Source organism: Streptomyces sp. NPDC048825, from assembly GCF_043198355.1.
Lineage (GTDB): Bacteria > Actinomycetota > Actinomycetes > Streptomycetales > Streptomycetaceae > Streptomyces > Streptomyces xiangluensis.
Map to the genome: position 1 here is coordinate 359,312 of NZ_JBICUR010000003.1, position 25,139 is coordinate 384,450.

Sequence of the window (25,139 nt, forward strand, 5' to 3'; positions counted from 1 at the left end):
CCCCGGCGCGCCCGCCTTCAAGGCTGCCCGGACCCGGCGTCGGACTCCGGCACGATCGTCGCCACGATCCGTTCCACCAGGCCGTCCGGCACGCTCACTCCGGGGAGTACGCCCTCCAGTACTCCCGGCAGTGTCAGGTGCTCAAGGATCAGGCCGAGCATGGCGAGATACAGCACCGTCACGGTCTCGTCGCCGCCGGGGAGCCCGGCCTCGCGGTGGAACTCCATGCCGTACTCGAGATCGCCACGGATCGTCTTCGTGTATGAGGCCCGCAGCTCCGGGCGCCGCGTGGCCTCGAGGCGCATCTCCAGGAGGGCCAGATAACCCGTACGGTCGCCTTGCGCCCGCGCCATGAGATCGTGCATGAACGCCGTGACCAGCGAGCGGTCCTTCGGCGCTTTCATCAGCTCGGCCAGGACGTCCGGGTCCGGCGCGAGCCGCTCGTGCAGCCGCGCGTCGATCTGGCGCAGCAGGTCGTCGCGGCCGGTGAAGTAGTTCGAGGCGGTGCCCACCGGCACCCCGGCCTCCGCATCCACCGCGCGGAACGTCAGCCCGCGCGCCCCCTCCCGCGCCAGCACCTCCACACCGGCGTCCACCAGGGCGGCTCTGCGCTCCGGGTTCCTCACCATCCGGAAGCCCCTCTCCCACTTGGTCCTCGTACCGGAAACACTGTTGCAACCACTACAAGTGAAGCACTATGAATGGAGTGGTTCACACAGCCTACGGAAAGAGGCCGGCATGCGAAAGCTCACCTACTTCATCGCCTGCTCGATCGACGGCTTCATCGGCGACCCGAGCGGCGACGGGCAGTTCTTCGTCCCCCTCGTCGACGAGGAGTTCTTCGAGGACTTCCTCAAGGCGGAGTACCCGGAGACCATGCCGACCCCCGTCCGCCGGGCAACGGGCATCGACGACCTGGAGAACAAGAAGTTCGACACGATCATCCAGGGCCGGTCCAGCTATGACCTGGCCCTGGCGATCGATGTCACCAGCCCGTACGCCCACATGAGGCAGTACGTCGCCTCGCGCACCCTCGAGAAGTCGCCCGACCCGGACGTCGAGATCGTCTCGGACGACGTCGTCGGCAAGATCCGCGAACTCAAGCAGGAGGACAGCGAATTCGGGATCTACCTCTGCGGCGGCTCGAAGATCGCGGGGGAGCTGATCGACGAGGTGGACGAACTCGTCATCAAGACATATCCGCTGGTCCTCGGCTCCGGTATGCCGATGTTCGGCTCCGCCTTCGCGCTCACCGAGTTCACGCTCGACACCGTGCGCACCTTCAAGAACGGCGTCCTCGTGCGGACGTACCAGCGCAGGCGCTGACGCGGGCACGTCGCTCACCTGTCGGCCCGGGCCATACCGCAATATCCTGAGAACATGGCCAGTGATGAGTACGTCTGTCCCGTTTGCGGCCACCCCGTCGAGCAGGTCGTGCGCCGGCACAAGACCCTGGGCGTGTTCGTGCCCCTGTGGCGTCCCGGCCCGTGCAAGAACCCCGAGTGCCAGGCGTACGAGGCGGAAGAGGCCAAGTCGGAGCCCGTCCTCACGACGGAGTCCGGACCGGCGGTCGACGGGGCCGAGGAGCGGGACTCCTGACGCTCTTCCCGCGAGCCTGAAAAAACTTCCGCGAGCGTGTAGAGAAGCGCGGGCCGGCTCCGACGTCCCCTGTGAGAACCGCCCACCACGGGCGGCCCGAGCCGAAGGAGCGGACTCATGAAGTACCTGGTGATGGTGCAGGGCACGCAGGCGGACTACGAGGCTCAGGCGGGCAAGCCCGCCGCCGGTGTCCCGGGCTGGAGCAAGGAAGACGTGCAGGCCATGTACGCGCACATGGAGGCGCTCAACAACGACCTCGCCGAGAGCGGCGAGATGATCGACGGCCAGGGGCTGGTCGAGCCGGCTCAGACGCGGCTGGTCGGCAAGGGCGCGGACGGCAAGCCCGTGATCACCGACGGGCCGTACGGCGAGACCAAGGAAGTGATCGCCGGTTACTGGCTCCTGGAGTGCGCGAGCCTGGAGCGGGTCACGGAGATCGCCGAGCGCGTCATCGCATGCCCCGTCCCCGAGGGGGCGAACGAGTACCCCGTCGTCATCCGGCCGGTCTTCGACGGCGGAGGCGATTGTTGAGCAGAGGAGACGTTTGAGACGTACGAGCGAAGTCGAGGACCTGCTGCGCCTGCACGCGCCGCAGGTTCTCGGCGCGCTCGTACGCCGGTACGGGCACTTCGACGCCGCCGAGGACGCCGTACAGGAGGCGCTGCTGGCCGCGGCCGGGCAGTGGCCCGAGTCGGGGGTGCCGGACAATCCGCGGGGCTGGTTGATCAAGGTCGCCTCGCGGCGGCTCACGGACGCGCTGCGCAGTGATCAGGCGCGGCGGCTGCGGGAGGAGAAGGCGGCGGCGCTCACCCCGCGCGATGCCTTCACCGCGCCGCCGCCCGGGCCCGGGCGCGCGCCCTCCGAGGACGACACGCTGACCCTGCTCTTCCTCTGCTGCCACCCGGATCTGCCCCCGCCCGCCCAGATCGCACTGACGCTGCGGGCCGTCGGCGGTCTGACAACGGCCGAGATCGCCCGCGCGCATCTGGTGCCCGAGGCGACGATGGCGCAGCGGATCAGCCGGGCCAAGCAGCGGGTGAAGGGCATGCGTTTCGGTCGCCCCGACCACTGGGAGGAGCGGTTGCCCGCCGTCCTCCACACGCTCTACCTGGTCTTCAACGAGGGGTACACCGCCACCTCCGGAGCCTCCCTCCAGCGGGCCGAACTCGCGGGCGAGGCCATCCGGCTGGCCCGTACGGTGCACCGCCTGCTGCCCGGCGACTGCGAGGTCACCGGCCTGCTCGCCCTGATGCTCCTCACCGACGCCCGCCGCGCCGCGCGCACCGGGCCGCACGGCGAACTGATTCCCCTCGACGAGCAGGACCGCGGGCTGTGGGACAAGGCGGCGATCGAGGAGGGCGTGGCCCTGGTGACCCGGGCTCTGTCCCAACGCCGCCCCGGCCCCTACCAGCTGAGGGCCGCGATCGCCGCCGTCCACGACGAGGCGGACTCGCCCGACAGCACCGACTGGTCCGAGATCCTCGGCCTCTACGACGTCCTCGTCCACCTTGTCCCCAGCCCTGTCGAACGCCTCAACCGTGCCGTGGCCGTCGCCATGGCCCACGGACCGAAGGCTGGTCTGGCCGAACTGGACGCGCTCGCACCGGAGTTGACCACAGGCCACCGCCTGGACTCGGTCCGCGCCCACCTCCTGGAACGCGCGGGCGACCCCGAGGCCGCCCGCGCCGCCTACGAGTCGGCCGCCGCCAAGACCCTGAGCCTCCCCGAACAGCGCTACCTCCGGGCCCGCGCGGCCCGCCTCGGGGACATCACTTAGCGTGTTGCTCATGCCTGAGCTTCTGCACATCACCGAACGCTCCCTCTGGGACACGGCCCGCGAGACCGGCACGTACGAGATGTCGACGCGTGGCCGCACCCTCCAGGAGGAGGGCTTCATCCACTGTTCGACCCGCGCCCAACTCCCGCGCGTGGCGGCCTTCCTGTACGGCTCGTACGAGGGCCCGGACGACCTCGTCGTCCTGGTCATCGATACGGAACGGCTCGGCGTGCCGGTGAGGTACGAGGCCCCGGAGCCGGGCGGCGAGGAGTTCCCGCACATCTACGGGCCGATACCGGCAGCCGCGGTGATCGCGGCGGAGCCCTGGGAGGCGGGCGTGAGCTGAGGAGCGCCTACGCGAGTAGGCGTCCCGTCCCGGGATCCCGTGCGGTCAAGCAGTACGTGCCGCCCGCCGGGTCGCGCATCACCAACCACCGGGCCCCGCGGTTCACGAACGTGGCGCCCAACTGCTCGTGCCAGGTGCGGGTCGCCTCGGTGTCCGAGCAGGACAGGTCGAGGTGGGCTGAGGTGGGGCGGTCCTCGTCGAGACGCTGGAGGAGGATGCGCACGGGGAGGCCGGGCGACTCGACGATGTGGAACTCCGGGCGGGAGCCCGGGTGCGCGTCCCAGCCGGTGAGCGCGGGCCAGAAGACGACGTCACGGTCGTACGCCGACGGAGCCAGGTCGACGCACACCTGGTCGAGTCGGCTCGTCGAGCCGTCGGGGCCCTCGGCCGCCGCCGGCCGGGCCGACTCGCCGTGCCAGGGCACCACGCAGAACAACTGGCCGCCGGGGGAGCGGAGTACGGCCCAGCCCGGATGGTCGGAGACCAACTGGGCCCCGAGCCGCACCGCCGACTCCACCAGCGCGGGAACGTCTTCGGGACACAGGTCCAGATGTGCGCCTCCGTCGCCCGAGGCGACGCCTTGCGCTTTTAGACAGGCATCCCCATCGTCCGGAAGCAGGGTCACGAACTCGCCCTGCTCGCCCCTGGGCGGGGACAGGCGTGTCCTGGTGACCGCCGTCCAGAAGTCACAGGCCCGGCCGAAGGCCTCGGCGGGGCGGTCGACGAAGGCATACGTCCAGCGGATGGTCATCGGGCGATCGTAGGTCAGGGCGCCCGCCGTCCTCATGCGCTGCCGTCCCCGTGAGCCGCCGTCCCCGTGAGTCAATGGCAAGGCCTGGCCGGAGGGAGAGGTGGAGCGAGAAGACGGTGCCGCGGGCGACCTCCAGGTCGATCCCGTCGAGGACCACATGCTCGCCGTATGCCTTGCGCAGTCCGCTCACCGCGATCGCGGAGGCCGGTGTGCCGTTCGACTCTCACAGGATCTTCGGCGGATTCTCTCCCCACACGGCGGCGGAGTTGGCACGGTAGGGGCATGACAAGCACCGCATCGGACGACCCGGACGCACCGAAGACCCCCACGACGAAGCGCGCCACGAAAAGCGCCACGACCGGCGCCACGACAGGGGGTTCCGCAGACGACGCAGCAGCGGGTTCCGGCCGTGTGACGGCCGCTCAGGCCATGCGCGGCGCGGCGGTTCAGCTCGCCGAGCTGCTCGGCAACAACCCGGATTCCGTCTCGGCCCTCCGGCCGACACAGGACGGCTGGACGGCCGACGTGGAGGTCGCGGAGCTGATACGGGTCCCCGACACCATGACCGTCATGGCCACCTACCGGGTCACACTGGACGTGCGGGGCCAACTCCTCGGCTACGAACGGGTGCGCCGCTACGCCCGCGGCCAACTCGACCGGGAGCGTTGAGCCGAGGATCGGTCGCTGCTTCAACTTCCGCTTCCGACGGCGGTTTTCGGTCTCGCCCGTGAACACGGCCGCTGTGCCTCCCGTACGTACCAGTGGAACGGCCCCGTGCGGCGCACAGTGAAGGGAACCCGAACCCGTGACCGTCATGACCACAGCAAGCGGAACGCAACCCGTTGCCGCCTCCAGTTCCAGCGGTTCGGGGACCGCCGGGCTCTACGACATTCTCGAACTCATCCTGGACCGCGGACTCGTCATCGACGTGTTCGTCCGTGTCTCGATCGTCGGCATCGAACTCATCAAGATCGACATACGCATCGTCATCGCCAGCGTGGACACGTATCTGCGCTTCGCCGAAGCCTGCAACCGGCTCGACCTGGAGGCGGGCCGCAAGGCGCCCGCCAGGCTCACCGACATCGTCGGCGACATGGTCGAGAGCGGAGCCAGGGGCACGACCGGCGGCGCGATCAGCGGAGCCGTCGACGGCGTCGTCGACGCGGTCGGCGACTTCTTCGGCGGCGACGACGAGGAGGAGAAGAAGCGGTGAGCAAGGAGGAGAAGGAGAAAGAGCGGTGAGCGACGTCCCTACGAACCCGTCGTCGTCGGCCGCAGCCTCGGAGCCGGCGCCGGACTCACCCCTGTACATCTACGCCATCACCGGCTCCGACCATCCCCTGCGGCTCGACGGCTTACGCACCGTCGGCGGCATCGGCGTCTCCCTGAGCGCGGTGGTCCGCGGCGGGCTCGCCGCCGTCGTCAGCCCCGCACCCCCCGAGCTGCGCCCCAAGCGCCGTGACCTCACCGCCCACCAGGAGCTGCAGGAGCGGCTGATGGCGGACGGGGCGGTCCTGCCCATGCGGTTCGGGATGGTCGCCCCCGACAGTGCGACCGTCGGAAGGGCCCTGGAGGAGAAGAGCGAGGAGTACGAGCGCAGACTCGCCGAACTGCACGGCACCACCGAGTTCAACCTCAAGGCCGCACGCGCCCAGGACGACCTGCTGCGCGAAGTGCTGAGCGAATCCGAAGAGGCCCGCCGTCTCAACGAACTCACCCGGGACGGCAACGGCACCCATGAGGATCGCGTAGCCCTCGGTGAGCTGCTGGCCAGGCAGGTCGACGCGCGGCAGCGGCTGCTGGCCGAACAGGTCGTGCAGCAGCTGTCCTCGCTGGCCCGTGCCAGGGTCGAGGGCGCCCCGGCGAAGGACGACTTCCTCAACGTCTCGTTCCTCGTCGAACGCGCCCAGGCCCACGAGTTCACCGAAGCGGGACAGCGGCTGGCGCGCGACTTCGGCGAGGGGTACGACTTCCGGCTGCGCGGCCCCTTGCCCCCGTACAGTTTCGCGGCCTGACCGATGGGCCTGCTGACCGGCATCCTCACCCTCCCGCTCGCGCCCCTGCGCACCACGATCTGGGTCGCCGAGCAGGTACGGGACGCCGCCGAAGCGGAGTACTACGACCCGGCCCCCGTCCAGCAGGCCCTCACCGAACTGGAACGGGCCCTGCTGGACGGACGGATCGGCGAGGACGAGTACGACCGCCGCGAGGACGAACTGCTGGACCGACTCGACGAGATCACAGCTTGGAGACGAGCCTCCCGACCATGACGCAACGACCATGACGCAACCGGTAGCAGGCGCACTCGGCGGATCGCCCCGCCTTCCGTCCCCGTACGACCAGGGGCCCGGGGGCCAGGGCGCCAACCTCGCCGACATCCTTGAACGGGTCCTCGACAAGGGCGTGGTGATCGCGGGCGACATCCGGATCAACCTGCTCGACATCGAGCTGCTCACCATCAAGCTGCGGCTCATCGTCGCCTCCGTCGACAAGGCGAAGGAGATGGGCATCGACTGGTGGGAACACGACCCCACCCTCTCCTCCCGGGCGAGTTCCAGTGCCGCGGACCGGCCCGTTGCCGAGCAGCGGGACGGGTCGCTCGCGGAGCAGCCGGACCGGCGGTCCCTTGCTGCGGCTGAGGCTGAGGATCCCGTCCGGTCCCTCGCCGAGGAGAACGAACGCCTGCGCGCGGAGATCGCCGCGCTGCGGTCCGCCGACAGGAGCCCCGTCTCATGACCCACACCGACATAGCCACCCACACCGACGTAAAGACAGACTTCGGCACCGACATCAAGACCGACGTCAGAGCCGACAGCGACACCGAGATCAACGGCGACGTGAGGACTGGCGTCGACACCGACGTCAAGGACGTCAAGGCTGACGTCGACAACGACGTCAAGACCGACATCGTCTACGCCTACGCCGTGCTGCGCCGCACCCCGGAGGCCGCCCGTGCGGTCGCGGACCTGCGCGGGGTCGCCGGCGAGCGCATCCGCCTGCTGGAGTTCGGGGACGACGCACCGGACGGCGCCTCGGACGGCCCGCGGGGCGACGCACCGGACCGCCCCCGGCGCTCGCCGCGGTCGTCGGCCCCGTCCCCGCCGCGGACTTCGACGAAGCGTCCCTCAAGGCCGGGCTGGAGGACCTGGGCTGGCTGGAAGCCACGGCACGGGCCCACCACGCCGTCGTCGCCGCGCTCACCGGGCGCGGCATCGCCGTGCTGCCGCTGCGCCTGGTCACCGTGTACCGCGACGAGGACCGCGTACGGCAGACCCTGGAGACACGACGCGACGACTTCCTGCCCCTGCTGGACCGCGTCACGGGCCACGTGGAACTCGGCGTCAAGATCTACGCGGCTCCCGACACCGAGTCACCCGACCCCGAGCCGGCCAAGGGCAAGGGGCTCGGCGTCGGCCGCGCCTACCTGGCCGGGCGCCGCCGCCGAAAGCGCTCGACGGAGGACGCCTGGCAGGCGGCCACCGACACGGCCGCCCGCCTCAGGGAACTCGCCGGCACCCTCGCCGTCGACCGCGTGGCCTTCCGTCCTCAACGCGGCGAACTCGCAGGGCAGGTGCCCGGCCCCAACGTCAGCAACGACGCCTACCTCGTCCCCGAAGACCACGTCGAGGACTTCCGCACCCGCGTCCTGGCAGCGGCCGAGGGTCTCCCCGGCGTCCATGTGGAAGTGACAGGGCCCTGGGCCCCGTACTCCTTCTCCCTCCCGGCGGAGCCCGTCTCGTGACCGTAGCTCCTGTCGCCGACCGTCCGGTCGCCCTCATCGATCTCCTCGACCGCCTGCTCCAGGGCGGCGTCGTCATCACGGGCGACCTGGTCCTGTCCATCGCCGACGTCGACCTCGTACGCATCGACCTGCGCGCCGTCATCGCTCCGGTTGCCGCCGCCGCCGTCGACGCCGCCACCCAGCCGTTGTGAGGCCGCCATGCCCCCGCCCCCGCCTCCGGACACCCGCGCCGCCGCCCACCGTCTGTCCACCGACCCGGACACCGTCGAACGCGACCTGGTCAAACTCGTCCTGACCGTCGTCGAGCTCCTACGCCAGCTCATGGAACGCCAGGCCCTCCACCGAGTCGACAACAACGACCTCACGGAGGACCAGGAAGAACGCATCGGCCTGACCCTGATGCTCCTCCACGACCGCATGCAGGACCTCTGTGCCCGCTACGACCTCCGCCTGGAAGACCTCAACCTGGACCTGGGCCCACTGGGGACGTTGCTGCCACCCGCCGACTGAAGGCCATCGCGGATTCCAACGACTCGACTCCGGATGACCACGGCATCGCCTGCCACTGACCTCAGTGGACGGAGCACGCGGGGGGCGACTGCGCTTGAGTACGCGTACTCAGGCTGACTGTGTCGCTCGGCCCTGTCGCGGCCGGTCTGCGTTCCCCACGATGGGACGCGCCCCCGCGTCGAAAGAGGTGCTCATGGGACGTGACCTGCAGCTGCGCGCTGCCACTCCGGAGGATCTGGAGTGGATCCATGAATTACGCCACCGGGTGTACGCACTGGAGCTGGGCCAGCATGTGCCGGATCCGTCCGGCCGGCTTCGCGACGGGCTGGACGGCGACAACGTCTACCTGGTCGCGGCGCGAGGCGCGAACCGGATCGGCTTTGTCAGCCTGACTCCGTCCTGGTTGGGGCGGTACGCGCTGGACAAGTACCTGACCCGCGACGAGCTGCCGCTGTTGACCGAGGACGATCTCTTCGAGGTACGCATCCTCACCGTTGAGCCGCGCTGGCGGACCACCGCCGCTGCACCGCTGCTGATGTACGCGGCGTTGCGCTGGATCGCCGCCCGGGGCGGTCGCCGCGTGGTGGCGATGGGGCGCACGGAGCTGCTCACCATGTACCTGGCCGCCGGCCTGCGCCCGGTCGGCCGTACCGTCCACAGCGGTGCGTTGACGTTCGAGGTGCTGACCGGCAGCGTGACCGAGCTGACGAGGGCCACGATGGACCGTTACGGCACCATGCTGGAACGTCTGCGGTCCGAAGTGGACTGGCAGCTGGACATGCCGTTCGCACCCCGGCCGGACGGCTGCGAACACGGCGGTGCCTCGTTCACCGCCGTTGGCACGGACTTCCGCAGCCTGGACCGACGTCATCAGGTGGTCGCGGCCGACGTGCTGGACGCCTGGTTCCCGCCTGCCCCCGGGGTGCGGGCGGCGCTCGCGGAAGATCCGGCCTGGGCCGCCCGGACCTCGCCGCCGACCGGCGCCGAGGGCCTGCTGGCGGAAATTGCCGCGGCCCGGGCGCTGCCGCCTCAGACGCTCGCGGTCGGCGCCGGTTCGTCCGACCTGATCTTCCGTGCGCTCGGCCAGTGGCTGACCCCGGAGAGCAGGGTGCTTCTGATGGACCCGGGCTACGGCGAGTATGCCCACGTCACGGAGAGGGTGATCGGATGCCGGGTGGACCGGTTCCGGTTGCGCCGTGAAGACGGCTGGCGGATCGATCCGGCCCGGCTGTCTGCTGCCGTCGCCTCCGGCCGCTACGACCTCGTGGTGGTGGTCAACCCGAACAACCCGACCGGACGCCACGCACCGGCCGCGGAGCTGCGCTCGGTGATCGCCGCCGCGCCGGCCCGGACCCGCTGGTGGATCGACGAGGCGTACCTGGGCTATGTCGACCTGACCGAGTCGCTCGCCGGCCTCGCCGGGACGGATCCGCGGGTAGTGGTCTGCAGCTCACTGTCCAAGATGTACGCGCTGTCCGGTATGCGTGCTGCGTACCTGGTGGCCGAGCCGACCACCGCGGCGCGGCTGCGCCTGCGAACACCACCCTGGCCGGTCAGCCTCCCGGCACAGCTGGCCGCCGTCGCAGCCCTGCGCGACCCGGCGTACTACAGCGACTGCTGGCTTCGTACCCACGCGCTGCGCCGGCAGCTGGCCGCCGACCTGGCCGGGCTGGATGAGACCGTGGTGGTCGAGGAGGGTGTGGCGAACTTCCTCACCGTGACCCTGCCGTCCGGCGGGCCGAGTGCCGCACAGGTGGTGAACGAGTGCCGCCGCCGCGACGTCTACCTGCGCGACCTGTCGCCGTTGTCGTCGGCTTACCAAGGGCGCACCGTGCGTATCGCGGTCAAGGACACCGCCGAGAACGCGCGCATTGTGGGCGTCTTTCAGGCCGCCCTGGATGTACTGCGGCCTGGTTCGGCCTCGCCCGTTTCGATGCCTGCCGGTGTTCCCGCCGCCGGATCCGCCCGGTGATCACCGTGGCCTCCCTGGCGCCCTACCTCGGTGGGGCGCTGGCGCTGGGCGGCCTCGCGGTGGCGGCGTCCCGGCGCCGCGAGCTGCTGATCCGGTGGTGTGCCTGGGCGGTCGGAGTGCCACTGGTCACCGGTGCGTTCTGGTGGGGCAGCCCGGGCGTCGCGGCCGTCGCCATCGCCGTAGGGGTGATTGCGGCGATGGAGTTCGGCGGGCTGATGCAGCTGGGCCGGGCAGACCGGTTGGTACTGGCCGCGGCGGTGGCCGGCGTGGTGCTGGCCGCCTGGTTGGCGCCCGGACAGGAGCTCCGGGCGCTTGCGATCGGGGCGCTCGCGGTGGCCGCGGTGCCGCTCCTGTCCGGCGACGCCGACCATGGCCTGAGCCGGCTCTGCGCCGGTCTGCTCGGGCTGGCCTGGCTGGGTGTGCTGGCCGCGCTGGTGCCGCTCGGGGCGAGCGCGCTCGCGCTGTTCGTGGCGGTCTCGATCGCCGACATCGCGGCGTACTTCGCCGGTCAACGGCTGGGCGGGCCGCGGCTGTCGCCACTGTCACCGGCCAAGCGGTGGAGCGGGACCCTGGCCGGGGCCGTGGCCGGCGTCGGCGTGCTCGCCGTGCTGTCCGCGCTGACCTGGCCGATGGCGGTCGCGGTGGCGGTCGGCGGCCCGGCCGGCGACCTTCTCGAATCCATGATCAAAAGAGGTGCACAGGCAAAGGACGCCGGCCGTTGGCTACCCGGCTCCGGCGGTCTGCTGGATCGGATCGACTCGCTGCTCATCGCGCTGGCCGTCCTGCTTGTCCTGCGCTGACCTCCAAGCGGCGTTCCGGTGAGAACGAGCTCGACGCGCTCACCGACGCCAAGCCGCGCAAGGAGGAGAACCTCGAACTCGGCTACCTCCGCGGCCGTTACGGCGGGATTCCGCGGATCACCGTCGGAGAGATCAAGCGCGGACTGTCATGGCGGGAGGCGAAGGAAACAGCGTGAGCGGGTGGGGTGCCTCAAGGCCAAGCCCGTGCAGTCCACTTCACGCCGCTGGAAGGCGCGGAATTGGATGGACACGGCTCGGCACCGTGACCGATGATCTCCGGCATGATCCGTGCCGCCACAGTGAACGACGTCGCGGAGATCCGCGCGATGATCCGCGAACTAGCCGAGTACGAACGGGCTGTTGAGCAGGCCCGTGCGACCGAGGAGCAGCTCCGCGAGGCCCTGTTCGGAGAACTTCCCGCTGCGTTCGCGCTGATCGCCGAGGACGACGAGACGGGCAAGGCAGTTGGCTATGCCCTGTGGTTCCCCCGTTTCTCGACCTGGACCGGCACGCGCGGCATGCACCTGGAGGACCTCTACGTACGTCCGCACGCCCGAGGTGGCGGACACGGCAAGGCTCTGCTCGCCTCCCTGGCCGCGATCTGCGAGCGACACGGCTACGAGCGCTTCGAGTGGTGGGTGCTGGCCTGGAACGAACCGACGATCGACTTCTACAAGTCGCTCGGCGTGGAGTTCCTGGACGAGTGGACCGTATGCCGACTGAGCGGTGAACCCCTCCAGGACCTCGCTGCCCACGCCCCGGCTGTCCGCAACCAGAGCCCGGCCCTGTAGGGCGGGAGCATGCAACCTCCTGTCGCGGCAGTGGTCGAAGCCCACGCGACGCTGGAAAGGCTCCTCGCTGGACTGAACGACCAGCAGGTCGCCGAGGCATCCGCCCTTCCGGGATGGTCACGTGGCCATGTCCTGGCGCATCTCACCGACAACGCGAGAATGTTCGCCCGTCTCGCTGAGCATGCCCTGAGCGGTGACCTCGTGGCGGGCTACGACGGCGGGGTGGACGAGCGCAACGCGATCATCGAGGCCACGGCGGGTCGCAGCGCCGCCGAGCACCGCGCGGAACTCGCCACGCACACGGCCGCGCTGGAGGCGGTCTGGGCACGCGCCGACGACATGGACTGGAACCGTCCCGTCACTTTCCGAAACGCGGACCTTGCCGCCACGGTCTTCGCGCGCTGGCGCGAGACATGGATCCACATGGTCGACCTGGAACTCGGTGTGCGGCCGGACGACTGGCCCGAGGACCTGGCCGCACACGCCATCGACTTCCTCCTGGACCGTCTTCCGGCAGGCACATGCCTCCGTGCCGAGGACGTGCGTCGACAATGGTCCGTCGGCGACGGGCAGCCGGGCACGGTGGTCACCGGACGGGTGCGCGACCTGGCGGCCTGGCTGGCCGGACGTACGCCCGCGAGTTCACCTGTGGCGGCGGAGGGGCTGCCCGCTCTCGGGCCCTGGCCGCCCCACCCGCCACAGCGACTGGACCGTGTGTGACGTCTTCGGCCGGCAGCCGGTATTGCGTTGTCGAAGGGAAGGAGCGCTATGCGTGCCGACATCGTTTGGTGGGACCTGTCCGCGTCGGGGCAGACCATCGAGTCCATGCGTGAGTACCTGCGTGAGGAATCCGTCGCCGCGTTCTCCGCGGTGCCCGGGCTCCGCTTCAAGATGTGGCTCTCCGATCCGGACACCAACCGATGAGGAGCCGTTCTGTTGTGGGAGTCGGACGAAGCGTCCCGCCAGGCACTGCCGAGTCGAGCCCTCGAACTCATCGGCTACCCTCCGGCGGTCGCGCACGGGTTCGAGGTGGAGGCCACAACCGAGGGCCGATACGAAACAGAACAACTCGCCCTTCAGGGGCTGGCCTTCGCCGAGATCGCCGACCCCTGTGCCCGGACGCAAAAGACCGCACCCGATCCATCAAGGCCGCCGTTCTAGGCGCCCCGAGGACCGGGTGCGGAAAGGGAGACGCTGCAACCAACGTAATCGCAGGTCAGAGAGCATGATCGAAGATCAGGCCTTCTTGGTCTCCCAGAAGATCTTGTCGACCTGGGCGATGTAGTCGAGGGCCTTCTGGCCGGTCGCCGGGTCCGTGGAACCCTTGGCGGCGGAGAGGGACTTCAGGGTGTCGTTGATCAGCTGGTGGAGCTCCGGGTACTTCTCGAAGTGCGGCGGCTTGAAGTAGTCGCTCCACAGCACCGAGACGTGGTGCTTGGCGAGCTCGGCGCGCTGCTCCTTGATGGTCGTCGCCCGGGCCTGGAAGTGAGGGTCGTCGTTGCCGGCCATCTTTTCCTGGATGGCCTTCACCGACTCCGCCTCGATGCGGGCCTGGGCCGGGTCGTACACACCGCAGGGCAGGTCGCAGTGTGCGCTGACCTTGACCTTGGGGGCAAACAGGCGGGAGAGCATTGAGCTGTCCTTCCTCGTGATCGTCTTCTCAGGTGGGACATTACTCCGTGACGGACGGGATTTCGCGAGTGCCCCCATGGGCTTAGGACAAAAGTCCGGGGTGAGACTGAGACTGGTGGAGGATCGGACCGGGGAGGTGCCGGTGATGCCGGAGCTGTCGCAGGAGACCGAGCGCGGGAGGGCTGTCTTGCCTTTCGGGGTGGCCGAAGTGACCGGGCCGTCCATGGTGCCCACGCTGTATCACGGGGATCTGCTCGTGGTGCAGTACGGGGCGCGCATCAGGCCCGGAGACGTGGTCGTTCTGCGTCATCCGTTCCAGCAGGACCTGTTGGTCGTCAAGCGTGCCGTGGAGCGGCGCGAGGGCGGCTGGTGGGTGCTCGGGGACAACGCGTACGCCGGCGGGGACAGCACGGACTACGGAACCGTGCCCGAGGAATTCGTCCTCGGGAAGGCGTGGCTGCGCTACCGGCCCCTGAAGGAGGGTCAGCGTTCGCCGCTCGCGGTCGCGCGCTGGGCGTTCTCGGCTGCGAGGCCCGTGTTCCCCGACCGGTCGGCCTCCAGGCGCTTGCGGGCGCGGTAGGCGGCGACGTTCGCACGGGTCGCGCAGCGATCCGAGCAGTAGCGCCGGGAACGGTTCGTCGAGGTGTCGAGGTAGGCGTTGCGGCACGGCGCTGCCTCGCACAGGCCGAGGCGGTCCACGCCGTACTCGGTGAGGTGGAAGGCCAGACCCATCGCGGCGATCGCGGCATAGCCGGCGGTCGCGTTCGAGGGATGGTCCGCCAGATGCATGTGCCACAGCGGGCGGCCGTCGTCGTCCCGGAAGTCGTGCCCGGAGATCTGCGGGCTCACCGGGAACTCCAGGAGCAGTGAGTTCAGCAGGTCCACGGCAAGTGTCTCGTCGCCCGTGTCCGCCGCGTCGAAGACCGCCCGCAGCCGCCCCCGTACGCCCCGGAAGCGGGTGACGTCCGCGTCCGTGGCCCGGCGGGCCGCCGACGCATTGACCCCGAAGAGGTCGCGGACGGCCTCGACCGAGGTGAGCGAGTCCTTGCCCCGGGCCGGTTCCTCGGTGTTGACGAGACGTACGGCGTAGTCCGAGTAATAGGCCAGTTCCACTTGTAGTCCTTACGAGGGCGCTCTATGGTCGTGCTGCGAGCGAGTAATGGCTGACTGTGATTCCAGGGTATTACTCCTGGAGGGGAGGGGCGTCCATGACCACCGTGACCGGAGCCGACTGGCATGCCTGGCAGGAGAGCTGGGACCGGCAGCAGGAGTGGTACCTCCCGGATCGTGAGGAACGCTTCCGGGTCATGCTCGACATGGTCGAGGCCCTGGTGGGCCCCGCACCGCGCGTACTCGACCTGGCATGCGGTACGGGAAGTATCACGGCCCGGCTCTTCAAAAGGTTCCCGGAGGCCGTCAGCACCGGGGTCGACCTCGACCCGGCGCTCCTGGCCATCGCCGAGGGCACCTTCGCGGACGACGACCGCGTCACGTTCGTCACGGCCGACCTGAAGGACCCCGACTGGACGGCAAAGCTGCCCTACGACTCGTACGACGCCGTCCTCACCGCGACCGCCCTGCACTGGCTGCACCTGGAACCCCTCGCGGCCCTCTACGGTCAGGTCGCGGAACTCGTCCGCGACGGCGGTGTGTTCATGAACGCGGACCACATGATCGACGAGTCCACCCCGCAGATCAATGCGGCGGAGCGCGCGCAGCGGCACGACCGCATGAACCGCGCCAAGGAGGCCGGCGTACTCGGCTGGACCGAGTGGTGGCAGCTCGCTGCCCAGGACCCCGTTCTCGCCGAGCCGACCGCCCGCCGTTTCGAGATCTACGGGGAGCACGCCGACGGCGAAACGCCCTCCGTCGACTGGCACGCCCGCGTGCTGCGCGAAAAAGGCTTCGCCGAGGCCCGGGCCGTGTGGCGGTCACCCTCGGACGCGCTGGTCCTCGCGCTCAAGTGACGACGGAATGAGGAAGGGGCGGTACGGAGGATCCGTACCGCCCCTTCTCGTTCGTACCCTCAGAGCACCTTGGACAGGAACGACTTCGTCCGCTCGTGCTGCGGATCCGTCAGTACGTCGCGGGGGTGGCCCGACTCGACGACCACGCCGCCGTCCATGAAGACCAGGCTGTCGCCGACCTCGCGGGCGAAGCCCATCTCGTGGGTGACGACGATCATCGTCATGCCGGACTCGGCGAGGTCCCGCATGACGTCGAGGACGTCGCCGACCAGCTCCGGGTCGAGGGCCGAGGTCGGCTCGTCGAAGAGCATCAGCTTCGGCTCCATGGCCAGCGCGCGGGCGATGGCCACGCGCTGCTGCTGGCCGCCGGAGAGTTGCGAGGGGTAGGTCCCGGCCTTGTCGGCCAGGCCCACCCGTTCCAGCAACTGGCCGGCGCGCTCCCGCGCCTGGGCCTTGCTGACGCCCTTGACCTGGACCGGGGCCTCGATGATGTTCTCGAGGGCCGTCATGTGCGGGAACAGGTTGAATCGCTGGAAGACCATGCCGATGTCCCGGCGCTTCAGGGCGACCTCGCTGTCCTTGAGCTCGTACAGCTTGTCGCCCTTCTGGCGATAGCCGACCAGCTCTCCGTCCACGTACAGACGGCCGGCGTTGATCTTCTCGAGGTGGTTGATGCACCTGAGGAAGGTCGACTTGCCGGAGCCGGAGGGGCCGATGAGGCAGAAGACCTCGCCGGACTGCACTTCCAGGTCGATGCCCTTGAGGACCTCTACCAGGCCGAACGACTTGTGGACGCCCTCGGCCTTCACCATGGCGGTCATGCGGCACCTCCTGCCGACTGACGGTTCGACAGGGACAGCACGTTCGCCCTGATCTTCTGGAACGGCGTGTCCGGGAGCGTGCGGCTGGAACCGCGGGCGTAGTACCGCTCCAGGTAGTACTGGCCGACGCTGAAGACCGAGGTCAGCACCAGGTACCAGGCGGCGGCGAGGAACAGCATCTCGGCCGGGGCGCCGGAGGTCTGGCCGATGTCCTGGGCGACGCGGAGCAGCTCCGAGTACTGGACCACGGACACCAGCGAGGTCGTCTTCAGCATGTTGATGACCTCGTTGCCCGTGGGCGGCACGATCACGCGCATCGCCTGCGGGACGACGATGCGGCGCAGCGTCTTGCCGTGGCTCATGCCCAGCGCGTGCGAGGCCTCGGTCTGGCCCTCGTCGACCGAGAGCAGACCGGCGCGGCAGATCTCCGCCATGTACGCGGCCTCGTTGAGGCCGAGGCCCAGCAGCGCCGTCAGGAACGGGGTCATGAACTGCGACCACTCGTCCTTGTAGAACGGCCCAAGGTTGATGTACTCGAAGACCAGGCCCAGGTTGAACCAGACGATCAGCTGGACCAGGACCGGGGTGCCGCGGAAGAACCAGATGTAGAACCACGCGATGGACGAGGTGACCGGGTTCTTCGACAGGCGCATCACCGCCAGCAGGATGCCGCCGACGACGCCGATCAGCATGCACAGCACCGTGAGCAGAAGCGTCTTGCCCACGCCGCTGAGGATGCGGTCGTTGAAGAAGTAGTCCGGGATCGCGCCCCAGTTGATCCTGCCCTGGGAGAACGCGTAGATGACCCCGCCCAGCAGGGCGAGGGCGATGACGGCGGAGACGTACCGTCCGTAGTGACGGACCGGGATGGCCTTGATGGCCTCCGGGCCGGCCGGCGGGGTGTCCGCCGGCCCGTCCGTCTTGTCGATGTCAACAGTCACGGGTGTTGCCTTTCAGTGCCCGCCGGCCGCGCGGTCACTTGCCGCCGTTGATGGTGGCTTCCTTGACGGCGCCGTCCTCGACGCCCCACTTCTTGATGATCTTGTCGTACTCGCCGTTCTCGATGACCGCGTCCAGCGCCGCCTTCAGCGCGTCCCGGAGCTCGGTCTGGTCCTTGGCGACCGCGATGCCGTACGGCGCCGCCTCGACCTGCTCGCCGACCAGCTGGAAGTCGTTGCCGCCACCGGAGGTCTTCACCGCGTACGCGGCGACCGGGAAGTCGGAGGAACCGGCGTCGGCGCCGCCCGCGCGCAGGCGGGTCTGGGCCTGCTGGTCGTTGTCGAAGGCCTCGATGGTGATCGTCTTGCCGCCGGTGCACTTCTTCGCCTCGGCCTTGGCGAGGTCCTCGGAGACCGTGCCGCGCTGCAGCACGATCTTCTTGCCGCACAGGTCGGACCAGGTCTTGATGCCCTGGTCGTCGCCCTTCTTGGTGTAGATCGAGACACCGGCGGTGAAGTAGTCCACGAAGTCGACGCCCTCACCGACCTTCTTGCCGGTGTCGGAGTCGATGCCCTCCTGGCGGTCCTTGGTGTCGGTCATCGCGGACATGGCGATGTCGTACCGGTCGGAGCGCAGACCCGTGATCAGCGTGTCGAAGGTGCCGTTCTCGAACTTGAACGTCACGCCGAGCTGCTTGCCCATCGCGGCGGCGAGGTCGGGGTCGATGCCTACGGTCTTGCCGGAGCTGTCCTTGAACTCGACCGGCGCGTACGCGATGTCGGAACCGACCTTGATGACGCCCGCGTCGCGGATCTCCTTCGGCAGCTTGTCGGCCAGCGGCGCCGCACTCGCCGAGGGGGTGTCGGTGCCTTCCGAGCTGCCGCTCTCGGTCTGGTCACCGCAGCCCGTGAGCAGCAGGGCGCCTGCGACCGCGATCGCACCGACCGCGGCTATCCGGGAGTGCGCGGCGGTCGTACGACGGGTGGAGCTTGCGGTCATGGTGATTCCTCCGGCGGAAGGGTGGAGTGCCGATGGGTCGAGAGAACACACACCTTTGGGTGTTGCGACCTCGTGTGATGACGGCAATCTTGCCATTCGGACGGATGCCCTCAGGGTGCCCGCCATGTCAAAATCGGATAACGGGTGACCCCCGAACCGTGCCTGACCGGTCCATCTTGACCGGATCATGTACGGATTTTTCTCCTTCCGGCCGGAAGATCTTCGGTGCTTCGCGCGAGGCGAGCGCCCGTTTCTTCGCACTTGCGGCGCCCTGCTGACCTGTCAGGATATATCCATGCATCCGGGCGCAAGTTATGTCAGCGTCATGTGACCTTCGTGTTATGGACTCGTCGGCGACGGCGTCCGTCCGGTAAGAAGGTTCCTTACACCCCTCATCCGGGGCTCAGGGCGCGTGTGCGGCGCGCCCGTCGCGTATGTGCCCGTACGTACCCGTACGTAGCCGTCACATCAGGGACATGCGCGGTGCCCGCCCACCCCTCACCCGGAGTGGATACCCTCAACCGTTCAAGACTTAAGGGGTAAAACAAGTGGCAGCGGAGATCGTCAATCCTCGCAGCGACAGCAGTACGGATCAGGACGCCGGCGCTGAGCCTCTCGATTCCATCGACCCGGCATTCGCCCTGCACCGCGGCGGGAAGATGGCCGTGCGGGCGACCGTGCCCATCCGGGACAAGGACGACCTGTCCCTCGCGTACACGCCCGGCGTCGCGAAGGTGTGCAGCGCCATCGCCGAGCAGCCGGAGCTCGTCCACGACTACACATGGAAGTCGTCCGTGGTGGCCGTGGTGACGGACGGTACGGCCGTGCTCGGGCTCGGCGACATCGGCCCCGAGGCCTCCCTCCCCGTGATGGAGGGCAAGGCGATCCTGTTCAAGCAGTTCGGCGGGGTCGACGCGGTGCCGATCGCTCTGGGCACGACGGACGCCGACGAGATCGTCGAGACCGTGGTGCGGCTCGCGCCGTCCTTCGGCGGGGTCAACCTCGAGGACATCTCGGCGCCTCGGTGCTTCGAGATCGAGCGGCGTTTGCAGGAGCGGCTGGACATCCCGGTCTTCCACGACGACCAGCACGGAACCGCTGTCGTCACCCTGGCGGCCCTCCGGAACGCGGCCCGCCTGACGGGGCGGTCGCTGGGGGATCTGCGTGCGGTGATCTCGGGCGCGGGTGCGGCCGGCGTCGCCATCGCCAAGTTCCTGCTCGAGGCGGGGATCGGGGATGTCGCTGTCGCGGACCGCAAGGGTGTCGTGTCCGAGGACCGGGACGATCTGACTTCGGTCAAGCGGGAGCTTGCCTCGCTGACCAACAAGGCGGGGTTGTCGGGGTCGTTGGAGGCCGCGCTAGCCGGCGCCGACGTCTTCATCGGGGTGTCCGGCGGTACGGTTCCGGAGCCGGCCGTCGCTTCCATGGCCGAGGGCGCGTTCGTGTTCGCCATGGCCAACCCGAATCCCGAGGTGCATCCCGACGTCGCGCACAAGTACGCGGCCGTTGTGGCTACCGGGCGGTCCGACTACCCCAACCAGATCAACAACGTGCTGGCGTTTCCCGGGATCTTCGCGGGGGCGCTTCAGGTGCGGGCCTCTCGGATCACCGAGGGAATGAAGATCGCTGCGGCTGAGGCGTTGGCTGCGGTCGTCGGGGACGACCTCGCCGCGGATTACGTGATTCCGTCGCCGTTCGATGAGCGGGTTGCTCCGGCGGTCACCGCGGCGGTTGCTGCGGCGGCTCGGGCGGAGGGTGTCGCTCGGCGCTGACGCCGCCGCCTCCGGCGGTTGAGTGTTGTCGGCTGACGGTGCGTTGTGGTTGCTCGCGCCCCTGGGTTCGTTGGGGGTCGGGGCCGTGGGCCGGTGCGTCAGCCCGTCGCAGGGTGGGCATACGGCCCTTCGTCTGACACAGGGCGGCAGGTGGCCTGAGACAGAACCTACGCGACGGGCATACGACGCACCGGCCCACGTCCCCTCCCGCCGGTGGGAGAGTGCGGGTAGTTGGAGGTGCGGGCTTTCCCTGGGCCGGGGGGAGCCGCAGGCTTTTTAAGGGGCGCGGGGAACTGCGCGACCAGCCACGACAGGCCCGCAGTCGCCTATGAGCCCGGAGCCACCACCCCCATAGGCGCCCCGCTCGACCGCTGACGGTTAGGGTCGACGACATGTTTGCTGCCTACGCTGCTCGTATTGACCGGGATCAGCCGTTGACCGGGCTGGAGTTGGGGGAGCGGCCCGCTCCCGAGGCTCGGGACGGCTGGACGACCGTGGACGTCAGGGCCGCCTCCCTGAACCACCATGACCTGTGGTCGCTGCGGGGCGTGGGCCTCGCGGAGGACCGGTTGCCGATGATTCTGGGGTGCGACGCCGCCGGGGTCGACGAGGACGGCAACGAGGTCGTGCTGCACTCCGTGATCGGGCAGACGGGACACGGCGTCGGACCCAAGGAGCCGCGTTCCATCCTCACCGAGCGATACCAGGGGACGTTCGCGGAGCAGGTCTCCGTACCCGTCTGGAACGTACTGCCGAAGCCCAAGGAGCTCTCCTTCGAGGAGGCCGCCTGTCTGCCCACCGCCTGGCTGACGGCGTATCGCATGCTCTTCACCAACGCCGGCGTACGCCCCGGTGACTCCGTTCTCGTGCAGGGCGCCGGAGGCGGTGTGGCCACCGCCGCGATCGTGCTGGGGAAGGCCGCGGGGCTACGGGTCTTCGCCACCAGCCGTGACGAGGCGAAGCGCAAGCGGGCCATGGACCTGGGCGCCGTGGAGGCCGTGGAGTCCGGCGCCCGGCTGCCGCAGCGCGTGGACGCGGTCATCGAGACCGTCGGTGCCGCCACCTGGTCCCACTCCGTCAAGTCCCTCAAGCCCGGCGGCACCCTCGTCATCTCGGGCGCCACAAGCGGTGACCGTCCCTCGCACGCAGAACTGACCCGCATCTTCTTCCTCGAACTCAAGGTCGTCGGCTCCACGATGGGAACGAAGGACGAGTTGGAGGACCTGCTGTCCTTCTGCGCCGCCACAGGCGTACGTCCCGTCATCGACGAAGTCCTCCCGCTGGACCGTGCCCGTGAGGGGTTCGAGCGGATGGAGTCGGGTGAGCAGTTCGGGAAGATCGTCCTCACCGCCTCTTGACGCGTCTGCCTCACACCCGTCTCTTGCACGCCCCTCAATGTCAACTCTGGTTGACATCGAGGGGCGTGTCAACGTATGTTGACGTCATGACCGAAGCAACAGATCTCGCCGAGCGCGCGGGCGACCGCGATCCGCGGATCGGGCTGCGGGCCGTCTCCGCCTTGCGGCGGCTGCTGGAGCAGCTCGAAGCGGTTCAGGTGCGCAGTGCGCGCAATCAGGGTTGGTCGTGGCAGGAGATTGCCGCGGAACTGGGTGTCAGCAGGCAGGCCGTCCACAAGAAGTACGGGAGGCAGTGATGTTCGAACGGTTCACCAGGGACGCCCGCGCGGTGGTGCTGGGCGCGGTCGAGCACGCCGAGCGGATGGGTGCGGAGACGGTTGAGGAGCAGCACATGCTGCTGGCCCTGCTCGACCGTGAGGGCAGTCGTGGGTCGTTCGCTCTTGCCTCCCTGGGGCTCGACCGTCAGAAGGATTCGGTGACACAAGCTCTGGCCGAGGCGCGGCGCCGGGGTGGGCTGTCGCGCGCCGAGGCGGACGCCCTGTCCGGTCTCGGCGTCGACCTCACGGAGATCGTCTCCAGGGTCGAAGAAGCCCATGGCGTGGGTGCGTTGGGGGGCGAGGGGAAGGACATGGGGCGCGCAAAGGGGTGGTGGTCCGGGTTCATCGGCGGGCATCGTCCTTTCACTCGTGGCGCCAAGGACCTTCTTACGGAGTCCCTGCGGATCGCTTCCGCCCACAAGGACCGGCACATCGGTGACGAGCACATCCTGATCGCCCTCACCTCCCGCCCCGGCGTCCCCGCGGAGGTGCTGGCCGACCACGGGGTGACGTACGCGTCACTGCGGCGCGTGCTCTACGGCGGGGGAGAGGCGAAGGCCGGCTGAGGTGAAGGGGGTTGGCCGACGTGCGGCGCCCGGCGCTTCTGAGGGCGCCGCACCCCCAAGGGCTCCTGCTCAGCCCTTGGGTCGCAGCAGCGCCCCTATGTGTGCCGCCGCCGTCGACAAGTGGCGTCGGCACTCCCGCAGTTGGTCCTCCGTCACCCCGTGGTCGCGGGCGCCGTCGCGGATGTCGTCGCGGAAGCGGTCCAGGAGGCGGTCGAGGTCGCGGGCGGGATCGCCCGTCGAGTCGTCGTGCGCCCAGGCGGGTTCGTAGTCGGCGGGGAAGTCCTCAGGGGTGACCGTGTAGTCGGGCTCCGGAGCCCCCGGCTTTTCCGGTCGGCCGAAGCCGGCGTCCTTCCCGAAGCCCTTGCCGAAGTCCTTTCCGAACTCGCCGAATTCCTTGGCGAGTTCGGAAAGGCCCTCTCGTACGCCCGTCGGCCAGTCGCCCCGTGCGAAGTGGTCCTGCACCTGGTCCTGGACGCGCTTGGCGACGCGCTGGAGCTCCTGGGCCTGGGACCGTGCCCTCTCCTGCGCCTCCTTGGCCTGGCGGCGCGCCCGCTGGGCCTCCTCGCGGGCCCGTCGGCTCTCGTCCTTCGCGCGCCGGGCCTGTTCCTTCCACTCCTGCTTGACGCGGCGCATCTCCTCCTTCGCGGTACGCCACGCCTCCTTCTCCGTGTACTCCGTGGAGTCCCCGTAGGTGGCCTCGTGTTCCCCCCGCCACCCCGTGGCGCCGCCCGATGTGGGCCCCCGGCGTGCCTCGCTCGCCGCCGCCCGCATCTCGCGGCGCAGGTCACCTGCCGCGCCCCGCACATCGGCCCGGATCTCGGCGGCCAGCTCCGCCACCGACTCGCGGATCTCCAGCTCCAGGTCGGCCAATTCACCGCTGCGATCGGCCAGTTCGGCGCGGCCCGCGTCCGTGATCGCGTACACCTTGCGGCCGCCCTCGGTGGTGTGGGTGACCAGGCCCTCGGCCTCCAGCTTGGCCAGGCGGGGGTACACGGTGCCGGCCGAGGGCGCGTACAGGCCCTGGAAGCGCTCCTCGAGGAGCCGGATCACCTCGTACCCGTGGCGCGGCGCCTCGTCCAGGAGCTTCAGGAGGTAGAGCCGCAGTCGTCCGTGGGCAAAGACGGGAGGCATGTCAGAGCCCCTTCTTGTCGTTCGGGTTGTCGGGTGAGCCGCTGGGGGAGCCCTCGGAGGGAGGGACGGTCGGGCGGTCGGACGGGTGGTCGGACGGGTGGTCGGGGCTCTTGTCGGATGGGCCGGTACCGGTGTCCTCCGGCTCGGCGTCCCATGGCTCGTCCTCCGAGGGAGGCCTCCGCAGCAACGCGATCGAGCCCGAGACGGTCGTCGCCTTCAGCTTTCCGGTGCCCGAGCCCAGGCGACCGGTGATCTTGTGGGCGCCCCAGTGGCCGCTGACCCGGAGGTCGTCGAAGGCGTTGGAGACGGTGCCGCTCGCGGTGTCGACCTCGACCTCCGCGTCCGCGGGGTGCGGAAGCCGGACGGCGATCTCCCCCGAGACGTTGTTCAGCCTGACGTCGGTGGGGCTGTCCGTGTCGAGGTCGACGATCATCGAGCCGCTCACCGAGTCGGCCCGCACGCTGGAGCCCGAGCCTTCTACGACGGTGAGGTCACCGGAGACGGAGTTGAAACGCAGGTCGCCGGTGACGGCCTGGGCCTCCAGGTTCCCCGAGACCGTGTCGGCGCGCACGGGGCCGGAGAGGCCGACGAGTGTCGTGTCTCCCGTGACGCCCTTCACCACCGTCGGCCCGTCCACCCCGGAGACCACGGCTGCGGCGCCGACCACGCCGACCTCCACGCGTGCATGTGCCGGAATCGCCAGGGAGACCACCGCCCCGCGCTGCCAGCCCTTGCGGTCGAGCCACTTGAGGAAACCCTTCCAGGGCAAGTCCTCGTACGCCACCGTGAGTATGCCGTCCTGGTGGGTCACCAGGAGAGGCGGTCCCTTTATCTCGGTCACCTCCAGGCGGGTGGAACCCTCGTCCACCCCCACGACGTTCACCGTTCCGTTGACGAGTCGCACATGGAGTGCTGTCACGGGGTCATCGAAGGTGAGCTTCTTCGGCTCGGCGACGGACCACTCGGACATGGTGCTGACCTCCTCGCGAACGGACGTTGCGGAATAACGCGACAGGGCACTGGACGTCGCCGGTCACGCCATATCGCGTCTTCCGCTATTCACGATATATCGCGGTCACGGAATGTCAAGACACCCGATCCGGTGATCTCACAAGGGGTGAAAGCGCAGGTACGACGGGCGTTGCGCGCCCTACTCGTCGTCCTCGTCGTCCAGCCGCGCCAGCCAGGTCGCCAGCCGCTCCACCGGCACCTCGAAGTCCGGATTGAGATCGACGAACGTACGGAACTGCTCGGCGAGCCACTCGAAGGTGACCTCTTCCTCGCCGCGCCGCTTCTCCAGCTCCTCGATGCCACGGTCGGTGAAGTACACGGGTGCTCTCCTGGGGGCG

At 69.3% G+C, this 25,139-nt stretch carries 34 protein-coding genes and 1 pseudogene; 25 read left to right on the top strand and 10 right to left on the bottom strand.

Features of this window, described 5'->3' with window-relative positions; genetic code table 11:
* Nucleotides 1–17: 17 nt before the first annotated feature.
* Complete coding sequence (locus tag ACGFNK_RS10295) at nt 18–629, bottom strand: TetR/AcrR family transcriptional regulator (RefSeq protein ID WP_393413860.1); 612 nt, start codon at nt 627–629, stop codon at nt 18–20.
* A 109-nt stretch (nt 630–738) separates the two neighbouring features.
* Between ACGFNK_RS10295 and ACGFNK_RS10300 the strand changes: the two genes are divergently transcribed.
* The 5 genes from ACGFNK_RS10300 (at nt 739) to ACGFNK_RS10320 (ending at nt 3,722) form a co-directional block, all read left to right on the top strand.
* A complete protein-coding gene (locus ACGFNK_RS10300; protein ID WP_393413863.1) occupies nt 739–1,326 on the top strand; it encodes a dihydrofolate reductase family protein in 588 nt (195 codons plus the stop codon).
* A gap of 54 nt (nt 1,327–1,380) precedes the next feature.
* Nucleotides 1,381–1,599 (top strand): hypothetical protein, encoded by a 219-nt coding sequence (locus ACGFNK_RS10305; protein ID WP_393413866.1) that lies wholly within the window; start codon nt 1,381–1,383, stop codon nt 1,597–1,599.
* A gap of 117 nt (nt 1,600–1,716) precedes the next feature.
* Nucleotides 1,717–2,130: a YciI family protein gene (locus ACGFNK_RS10310; protein WP_393413869.1), complete on the top strand. Its 414-nt coding sequence runs from the start codon at nt 1,717–1,719 to the stop codon at nt 2,128–2,130.
* Nucleotides 2,131–2,143: 13 nt separating this feature from the next.
* Complete coding sequence (locus ACGFNK_RS10315) at nt 2,144–3,376, top strand: RNA polymerase sigma factor (protein ID WP_393413872.1); 1,233 nt, start codon at nt 2,144–2,146, stop codon at nt 3,374–3,376.
* 10 nt (nt 3,377–3,386) lie between these two features.
* On the top strand, nt 3,387–3,722 hold the full coding sequence (locus tag ACGFNK_RS10320) for a DUF952 domain-containing protein (RefSeq protein WP_393413875.1): 336 nt from the start codon (nt 3,387–3,389) through the stop codon (nt 3,720–3,722).
* Between the two features lie 7 nt (nt 3,723–3,729).
* Here ACGFNK_RS10320 and ACGFNK_RS10325 read toward each other — a convergent pair whose 3' ends face one another.
* A complete protein-coding gene (locus ACGFNK_RS10325) occupies nt 3,730–4,473 on the bottom strand; it encodes a VOC family protein (RefSeq protein WP_393413878.1) in 744 nt (247 codons plus the stop codon).
* A gap of 282 nt (nt 4,474–4,755) precedes the next feature.
* Between ACGFNK_RS10325 and ACGFNK_RS10330 the strand changes: the two genes are divergently transcribed.
* The 14 genes and pseudogenes from ACGFNK_RS10330 to ACGFNK_RS10395 all read left to right on the top strand — a co-directional run bounded on the left by ACGFNK_RS10330 (nt 4,756) and on the right by ACGFNK_RS10395 (nt 13,449).
* Entirely contained in the window at nt 4,756–5,142 is a 387-nt protein-coding gene (locus ACGFNK_RS10330; protein WP_393413881.1) for a gas vesicle protein, read from the top strand.
* A gap of 145 nt (nt 5,143–5,287) precedes the next feature.
* On the top strand, nt 5,288–5,686 hold the full coding sequence (gvpJ, locus tag ACGFNK_RS10335; protein ID WP_386339091.1) for a gas vesicle protein GvpJ: 399 nt from the start codon (nt 5,288–5,290) through the stop codon (nt 5,684–5,686).
* Nucleotides 5,687–5,711: 25 nt separating this feature from the next.
* The gene (locus ACGFNK_RS10340) at nt 5,712–6,488 is read left to right on the top strand and encodes a GvpL/GvpF family gas vesicle protein (RefSeq protein WP_393413886.1); all 777 of its coding nucleotides are present in this window, start codon (nt 5,712–5,714) and stop codon (nt 6,486–6,488) included.
* 3 nt (nt 6,489–6,491) lie between these two features.
* Complete coding sequence (locus ACGFNK_RS10345; protein ID WP_393413889.1) at nt 6,492–6,743, top strand: gas vesicle protein GvpG; 252 nt, start codon at nt 6,492–6,494, stop codon at nt 6,741–6,743.
* A gap of 10 nt (nt 6,744–6,753) precedes the next feature.
* Nucleotides 6,754–7,209 carry a gas vesicle protein gene (locus tag ACGFNK_RS10350; protein ID WP_393413892.1) on the top strand — a complete coding sequence of 152 codons (456 nt, stop codon included), beginning with the start codon at nt 6,754–6,756 and terminating at the stop codon, nt 7,207–7,209.
* Between the two features lie 394 nt (nt 7,210–7,603).
* Nucleotides 7,604–8,215: pseudogene (locus ACGFNK_RS10355) on the top strand (GvpL/GvpF family gas vesicle protein); the annotation flags it as partial.
* Nucleotides 8,212–8,406, top strand: a complete 195-nt coding sequence (gene gvpJ / locus ACGFNK_RS10360; RefSeq protein WP_033320071.1) for a gas vesicle protein GvpJ — start codon at nt 8,212–8,214, stop codon at nt 8,404–8,406. The pseudogene ACGFNK_RS10355 and the gene gvpJ (ACGFNK_RS10360), both read left to right, overlap by 4 nt.
* Nucleotides 8,407–8,413: 7 nt before the next feature.
* Nucleotides 8,414–8,725 carry a gas vesicle protein K gene (locus ACGFNK_RS10365; RefSeq protein ID WP_393413895.1) on the top strand — a complete coding sequence of 104 codons (312 nt, stop codon included), beginning with the start codon at nt 8,414–8,416 and terminating at the stop codon, nt 8,723–8,725.
* A gap of 193 nt (nt 8,726–8,918) precedes the next feature.
* Nucleotides 8,919–10,697, top strand: coding sequence for an aminotransferase class I/II-fold pyridoxal phosphate-dependent enzyme (locus ACGFNK_RS10370; protein ID WP_393413898.1), 1,779 nt, complete (start codon nt 8,919–8,921; stop codon nt 10,695–10,697).
* Complete coding sequence (locus ACGFNK_RS10375) at nt 10,694–11,497, top strand: phosphatidate cytidylyltransferase (RefSeq protein ID WP_393413901.1); 804 nt, start codon at nt 10,694–10,696, stop codon at nt 11,495–11,497. Before ACGFNK_RS10370 ends, ACGFNK_RS10375 begins: the two co-directional genes overlap by 4 nt.
* 281 nt (nt 11,498–11,778) lie before the next feature.
* Nucleotides 11,779–12,288, top strand: a complete 510-nt coding sequence (locus tag ACGFNK_RS10380; RefSeq protein WP_393413904.1) for a GNAT family N-acetyltransferase — start codon at nt 11,779–11,781, stop codon at nt 12,286–12,288.
* Between the two features lie 9 nt (nt 12,289–12,297).
* Nucleotides 12,298–13,008, top strand: coding sequence for a maleylpyruvate isomerase family mycothiol-dependent enzyme (locus ACGFNK_RS10385; RefSeq protein ID WP_393413907.1), 711 nt, complete (start codon nt 12,298–12,300; stop codon nt 13,006–13,008).
* 48 nt (nt 13,009–13,056) lie between these two features.
* A complete protein-coding gene (locus ACGFNK_RS10390; protein WP_393413910.1) occupies nt 13,057–13,212 on the top strand; it encodes a hypothetical protein in 156 nt (51 codons plus the stop codon).
* A gap of 12 nt (nt 13,213–13,224) precedes the next feature.
* Complete coding sequence (locus ACGFNK_RS10395) at nt 13,225–13,449, top strand: hypothetical protein (RefSeq protein ID WP_393413913.1); 225 nt, start codon at nt 13,225–13,227, stop codon at nt 13,447–13,449.
* Nucleotides 13,450–13,524: 75 nt separating this feature from the next.
* On the opposite strand, the gene sodN is transcribed toward ACGFNK_RS10395, so the two are convergent.
* Nucleotides 13,525–13,920 carry a superoxide dismutase, Ni gene (sodN, locus tag ACGFNK_RS10400; RefSeq protein WP_189320739.1) on the bottom strand — a complete coding sequence of 132 codons (396 nt, stop codon included), beginning with the start codon at nt 13,918–13,920 and terminating at the stop codon, nt 13,525–13,527.
* A 145-nt stretch (nt 13,921–14,065) separates the two neighbouring features.
* Here sodN and sodX point away from each other — a divergent pair, with 145 nt between their 5' ends.
* Nucleotides 14,066–14,500 (top strand): nickel-type superoxide dismutase maturation protease, encoded by a 435-nt coding sequence (sodX, locus tag ACGFNK_RS10405; protein WP_386339309.1) that lies wholly within the window; start codon nt 14,066–14,068, stop codon nt 14,498–14,500.
* Here sodX and ACGFNK_RS10410 read toward each other — a convergent pair.
* Nucleotides 14,404–15,033 (bottom strand): CGNR zinc finger domain-containing protein, encoded by a 630-nt coding sequence (locus ACGFNK_RS10410; RefSeq protein ID WP_393413916.1) that lies wholly within the window; start codon nt 15,031–15,033, stop codon nt 14,404–14,406. The two genes, sodX and ACGFNK_RS10410, sit on opposite strands and share 97 nt — an antisense overlap.
* Nucleotides 15,034–15,128: 95 nt before the next feature.
* On the opposite strand from ACGFNK_RS10410, the gene ACGFNK_RS10415 reads away from it, so the two are divergent.
* Nucleotides 15,129–15,887: a class I SAM-dependent methyltransferase gene (locus ACGFNK_RS10415; RefSeq protein WP_393413919.1), complete on the top strand. Its 759-nt coding sequence runs from the start codon at nt 15,129–15,131 to the stop codon at nt 15,885–15,887.
* A 59-nt stretch (nt 15,888–15,946) separates the two neighbouring features.
* On the opposite strand, the gene ACGFNK_RS10420 is transcribed toward ACGFNK_RS10415, so the two are convergent.
* From ACGFNK_RS10420 to ACGFNK_RS10430, 3 genes are read right to left on the bottom strand one after another with little or no spacing between them, the layout of a single operon-like run.
* Nucleotides 15,947–16,708 carry an amino acid ABC transporter ATP-binding protein gene (locus ACGFNK_RS10420; RefSeq protein ID WP_393413922.1) on the bottom strand — a complete coding sequence of 254 codons (762 nt, stop codon included), beginning with the start codon at nt 16,706–16,708 and terminating at the stop codon, nt 15,947–15,949.
* Complete coding sequence (locus ACGFNK_RS10425) at nt 16,705–17,649, bottom strand: amino acid ABC transporter permease (RefSeq protein WP_393413925.1); 945 nt, start codon at nt 17,647–17,649, stop codon at nt 16,705–16,707. Before ACGFNK_RS10425 ends, ACGFNK_RS10420 begins: the two co-directional genes overlap by 4 nt.
* A gap of 34 nt (nt 17,650–17,683) precedes the next feature.
* Complete coding sequence (locus ACGFNK_RS10430) at nt 17,684–18,646, bottom strand: ABC transporter substrate-binding protein (RefSeq protein ID WP_393413927.1); 963 nt, start codon at nt 18,644–18,646, stop codon at nt 17,684–17,686.
* A 548-nt stretch (nt 18,647–19,194) separates the two neighbouring features.
* Between ACGFNK_RS10430 and ACGFNK_RS10435 the strand changes: the two genes are divergently transcribed.
* From ACGFNK_RS10435 to ACGFNK_RS10450, 4 genes are all read left to right on the top strand, one after another.
* Entirely contained in the window at nt 19,195–20,418 is a 1,224-nt protein-coding gene (locus ACGFNK_RS10435) for an NADP-dependent malic enzyme (RefSeq protein ID WP_393413930.1), read from the top strand.
* Between the two features lie 392 nt (nt 20,419–20,810).
* On the top strand, nt 20,811–21,776 hold the full coding sequence (locus tag ACGFNK_RS10440; protein ID WP_386339044.1) for a zinc-binding dehydrogenase: 966 nt from the start codon (nt 20,811–20,813) through the stop codon (nt 21,774–21,776).
* A gap of 86 nt (nt 21,777–21,862) precedes the next feature.
* Nucleotides 21,863–22,072 (top strand): helix-turn-helix domain-containing protein, encoded by a 210-nt coding sequence (locus ACGFNK_RS10445; protein WP_010984411.1) that lies wholly within the window; start codon nt 21,863–21,865, stop codon nt 22,070–22,072.
* Nucleotides 22,072–22,659 carry a Clp protease N-terminal domain-containing protein gene (locus tag ACGFNK_RS10450; protein ID WP_393413935.1) on the top strand — a complete coding sequence of 196 codons (588 nt, stop codon included), beginning with the start codon at nt 22,072–22,074 and terminating at the stop codon, nt 22,657–22,659. The genes ACGFNK_RS10445 and ACGFNK_RS10450 overlap by 1 nt, the downstream gene beginning before the upstream one ends.
* 69 nt (nt 22,660–22,728) lie before the next feature.
* On the opposite strand, the gene ACGFNK_RS10455 is transcribed toward ACGFNK_RS10450, so the two are convergent.
* The 3 genes from ACGFNK_RS10455 to ACGFNK_RS10465 all read right to left on the bottom strand — a co-directional run bounded on the left by ACGFNK_RS10455 (nt 22,729) and on the right by ACGFNK_RS10465 (nt 25,120).
* Nucleotides 22,729–23,790: a helix-turn-helix transcriptional regulator gene (locus tag ACGFNK_RS10455; protein WP_393413938.1), complete on the bottom strand. Its 1,062-nt coding sequence runs from the start codon at nt 23,788–23,790 to the stop codon at nt 22,729–22,731.
* Between the two features lies 1 nt (nt 23,791).
* Nucleotides 23,792–24,760 carry a DUF4097 domain-containing protein gene (locus ACGFNK_RS10460; RefSeq protein ID WP_393413941.1) on the bottom strand — a complete coding sequence of 323 codons (969 nt, stop codon included), beginning with the start codon at nt 24,758–24,760 and terminating at the stop codon, nt 23,792–23,794.
* 180 nt (nt 24,761–24,940) lie between these two features.
* Complete coding sequence (locus tag ACGFNK_RS10465; RefSeq protein WP_236239996.1) at nt 24,941–25,120, bottom strand: DUF6104 family protein; 180 nt, start codon at nt 25,118–25,120, stop codon at nt 24,941–24,943.
* Nucleotides 25,121–25,139: the final 19 nt, after the last annotated feature.

What these genes read in the sequence shown, in the direction of transcription:
- ACGFNK_RS10450 (WP_393413935.1), top strand. Translation starts at nt 22,072, where the DNA reads ATGTTCGAACGGTTCACCAGGGACGCCCGCGCGGTGGTGCTGGGCGCG.
- ACGFNK_RS10385 (WP_393413907.1), top strand. Translation starts at nt 12,298, where the DNA reads ATGCAACCTCCTGTCGCGGCAGTGGTCGAAGCCCACGCGACGCTGGAA.
- ACGFNK_RS10365 (WP_393413895.1), top strand. Translation starts at nt 8,414, where the DNA reads ATGCCCCCGCCCCCGCCTCCGGACACCCGCGCCGCCGCCCACCGTCTG.
- ACGFNK_RS10455 (WP_393413938.1), bottom strand. Translation starts at nt 23,790, where the DNA reads ATGCCTCCCGTCTTTGCCCACGGACGACTGCGGCTCTACCTCCTGAAG.
- sodX (WP_386339309.1), top strand. Translation starts at nt 14,066, where the DNA reads ATGCCGGAGCTGTCGCAGGAGACCGAGCGCGGGAGGGCTGTCTTGCCT.
- ACGFNK_RS10350 (WP_393413892.1), top strand. Translation starts at nt 6,754, where the DNA reads ATGACGCAACCGGTAGCAGGCGCACTCGGCGGATCGCCCCGCCTTCCG.
- ACGFNK_RS10310 (WP_393413869.1), top strand. Translation starts at nt 1,717, where the DNA reads ATGAAGTACCTGGTGATGGTGCAGGGCACGCAGGCGGACTACGAGGCT.
- ACGFNK_RS10390 (WP_393413910.1), top strand. Translation starts at nt 13,057, where the DNA reads ATGCGTGCCGACATCGTTTGGTGGGACCTGTCCGCGTCGGGGCAGACC.
- ACGFNK_RS10300 (WP_393413863.1), top strand. Translation starts at nt 739, where the DNA reads ATGCGAAAGCTCACCTACTTCATCGCCTGCTCGATCGACGGCTTCATC.
- ACGFNK_RS10430 (WP_393413927.1), bottom strand. Translation starts at nt 18,646, where the DNA reads ATGACCGCAAGCTCCACCCGTCGTACGACCGCCGCGCACTCCCGGATA.
- ACGFNK_RS10295 (WP_393413860.1), bottom strand. Translation starts at nt 629, where the DNA reads ATGGTGAGGAACCCGGAGCGCAGAGCCGCCCTGGTGGACGCCGGTGTG.
- ACGFNK_RS10420 (WP_393413922.1), bottom strand. Translation starts at nt 16,708, where the DNA reads ATGACCGCCATGGTGAAGGCCGAGGGCGTCCACAAGTCGTTCGGCCTG.
- sodN (WP_189320739.1), bottom strand. Translation starts at nt 13,920, where the DNA reads ATGCTCTCCCGCCTGTTTGCCCCCAAGGTCAAGGTCAGCGCACACTGC.
- ACGFNK_RS10305 (WP_393413866.1), top strand. Translation starts at nt 1,381, where the DNA reads ATGGCCAGTGATGAGTACGTCTGTCCCGTTTGCGGCCACCCCGTCGAG.
- ACGFNK_RS10330 (WP_393413881.1), top strand. Translation starts at nt 4,756, where the DNA reads ATGACAAGCACCGCATCGGACGACCCGGACGCACCGAAGACCCCCACG.
- ACGFNK_RS10415 (WP_393413919.1), top strand. Translation starts at nt 15,129, where the DNA reads ATGACCACCGTGACCGGAGCCGACTGGCATGCCTGGCAGGAGAGCTGG.
- ACGFNK_RS10380 (WP_393413904.1), top strand. Translation starts at nt 11,779, where the DNA reads ATGATCCGTGCCGCCACAGTGAACGACGTCGCGGAGATCCGCGCGATG.
- ACGFNK_RS10445 (WP_010984411.1), top strand. Translation starts at nt 21,863, where the DNA reads ATGACCGAAGCAACAGATCTCGCCGAGCGCGCGGGCGACCGCGATCCG.
- ACGFNK_RS10345 (WP_393413889.1), top strand. Translation starts at nt 6,492, where the DNA reads ATGGGCCTGCTGACCGGCATCCTCACCCTCCCGCTCGCGCCCCTGCGC.
- ACGFNK_RS10460 (WP_393413941.1), bottom strand. Translation starts at nt 24,760, where the DNA reads ATGTCCGAGTGGTCCGTCGCCGAGCCGAAGAAGCTCACCTTCGATGAC.
- ACGFNK_RS10325 (WP_393413878.1), bottom strand. Translation starts at nt 4,473, where the DNA reads ATGACCATCCGCTGGACGTATGCCTTCGTCGACCGCCCCGCCGAGGCC.
- ACGFNK_RS10320 (WP_393413875.1), top strand. Translation starts at nt 3,387, where the DNA reads ATGCCTGAGCTTCTGCACATCACCGAACGCTCCCTCTGGGACACGGCC.
- ACGFNK_RS10370 (WP_393413898.1), top strand. Translation starts at nt 8,919, where the DNA reads ATGGGACGTGACCTGCAGCTGCGCGCTGCCACTCCGGAGGATCTGGAG.
- gvpJ (WP_386339091.1), top strand. Translation starts at nt 5,288, where the DNA reads ATGACCACAGCAAGCGGAACGCAACCCGTTGCCGCCTCCAGTTCCAGC.
- ACGFNK_RS10440 (WP_386339044.1), top strand. Translation starts at nt 20,811, where the DNA reads ATGTTTGCTGCCTACGCTGCTCGTATTGACCGGGATCAGCCGTTGACC.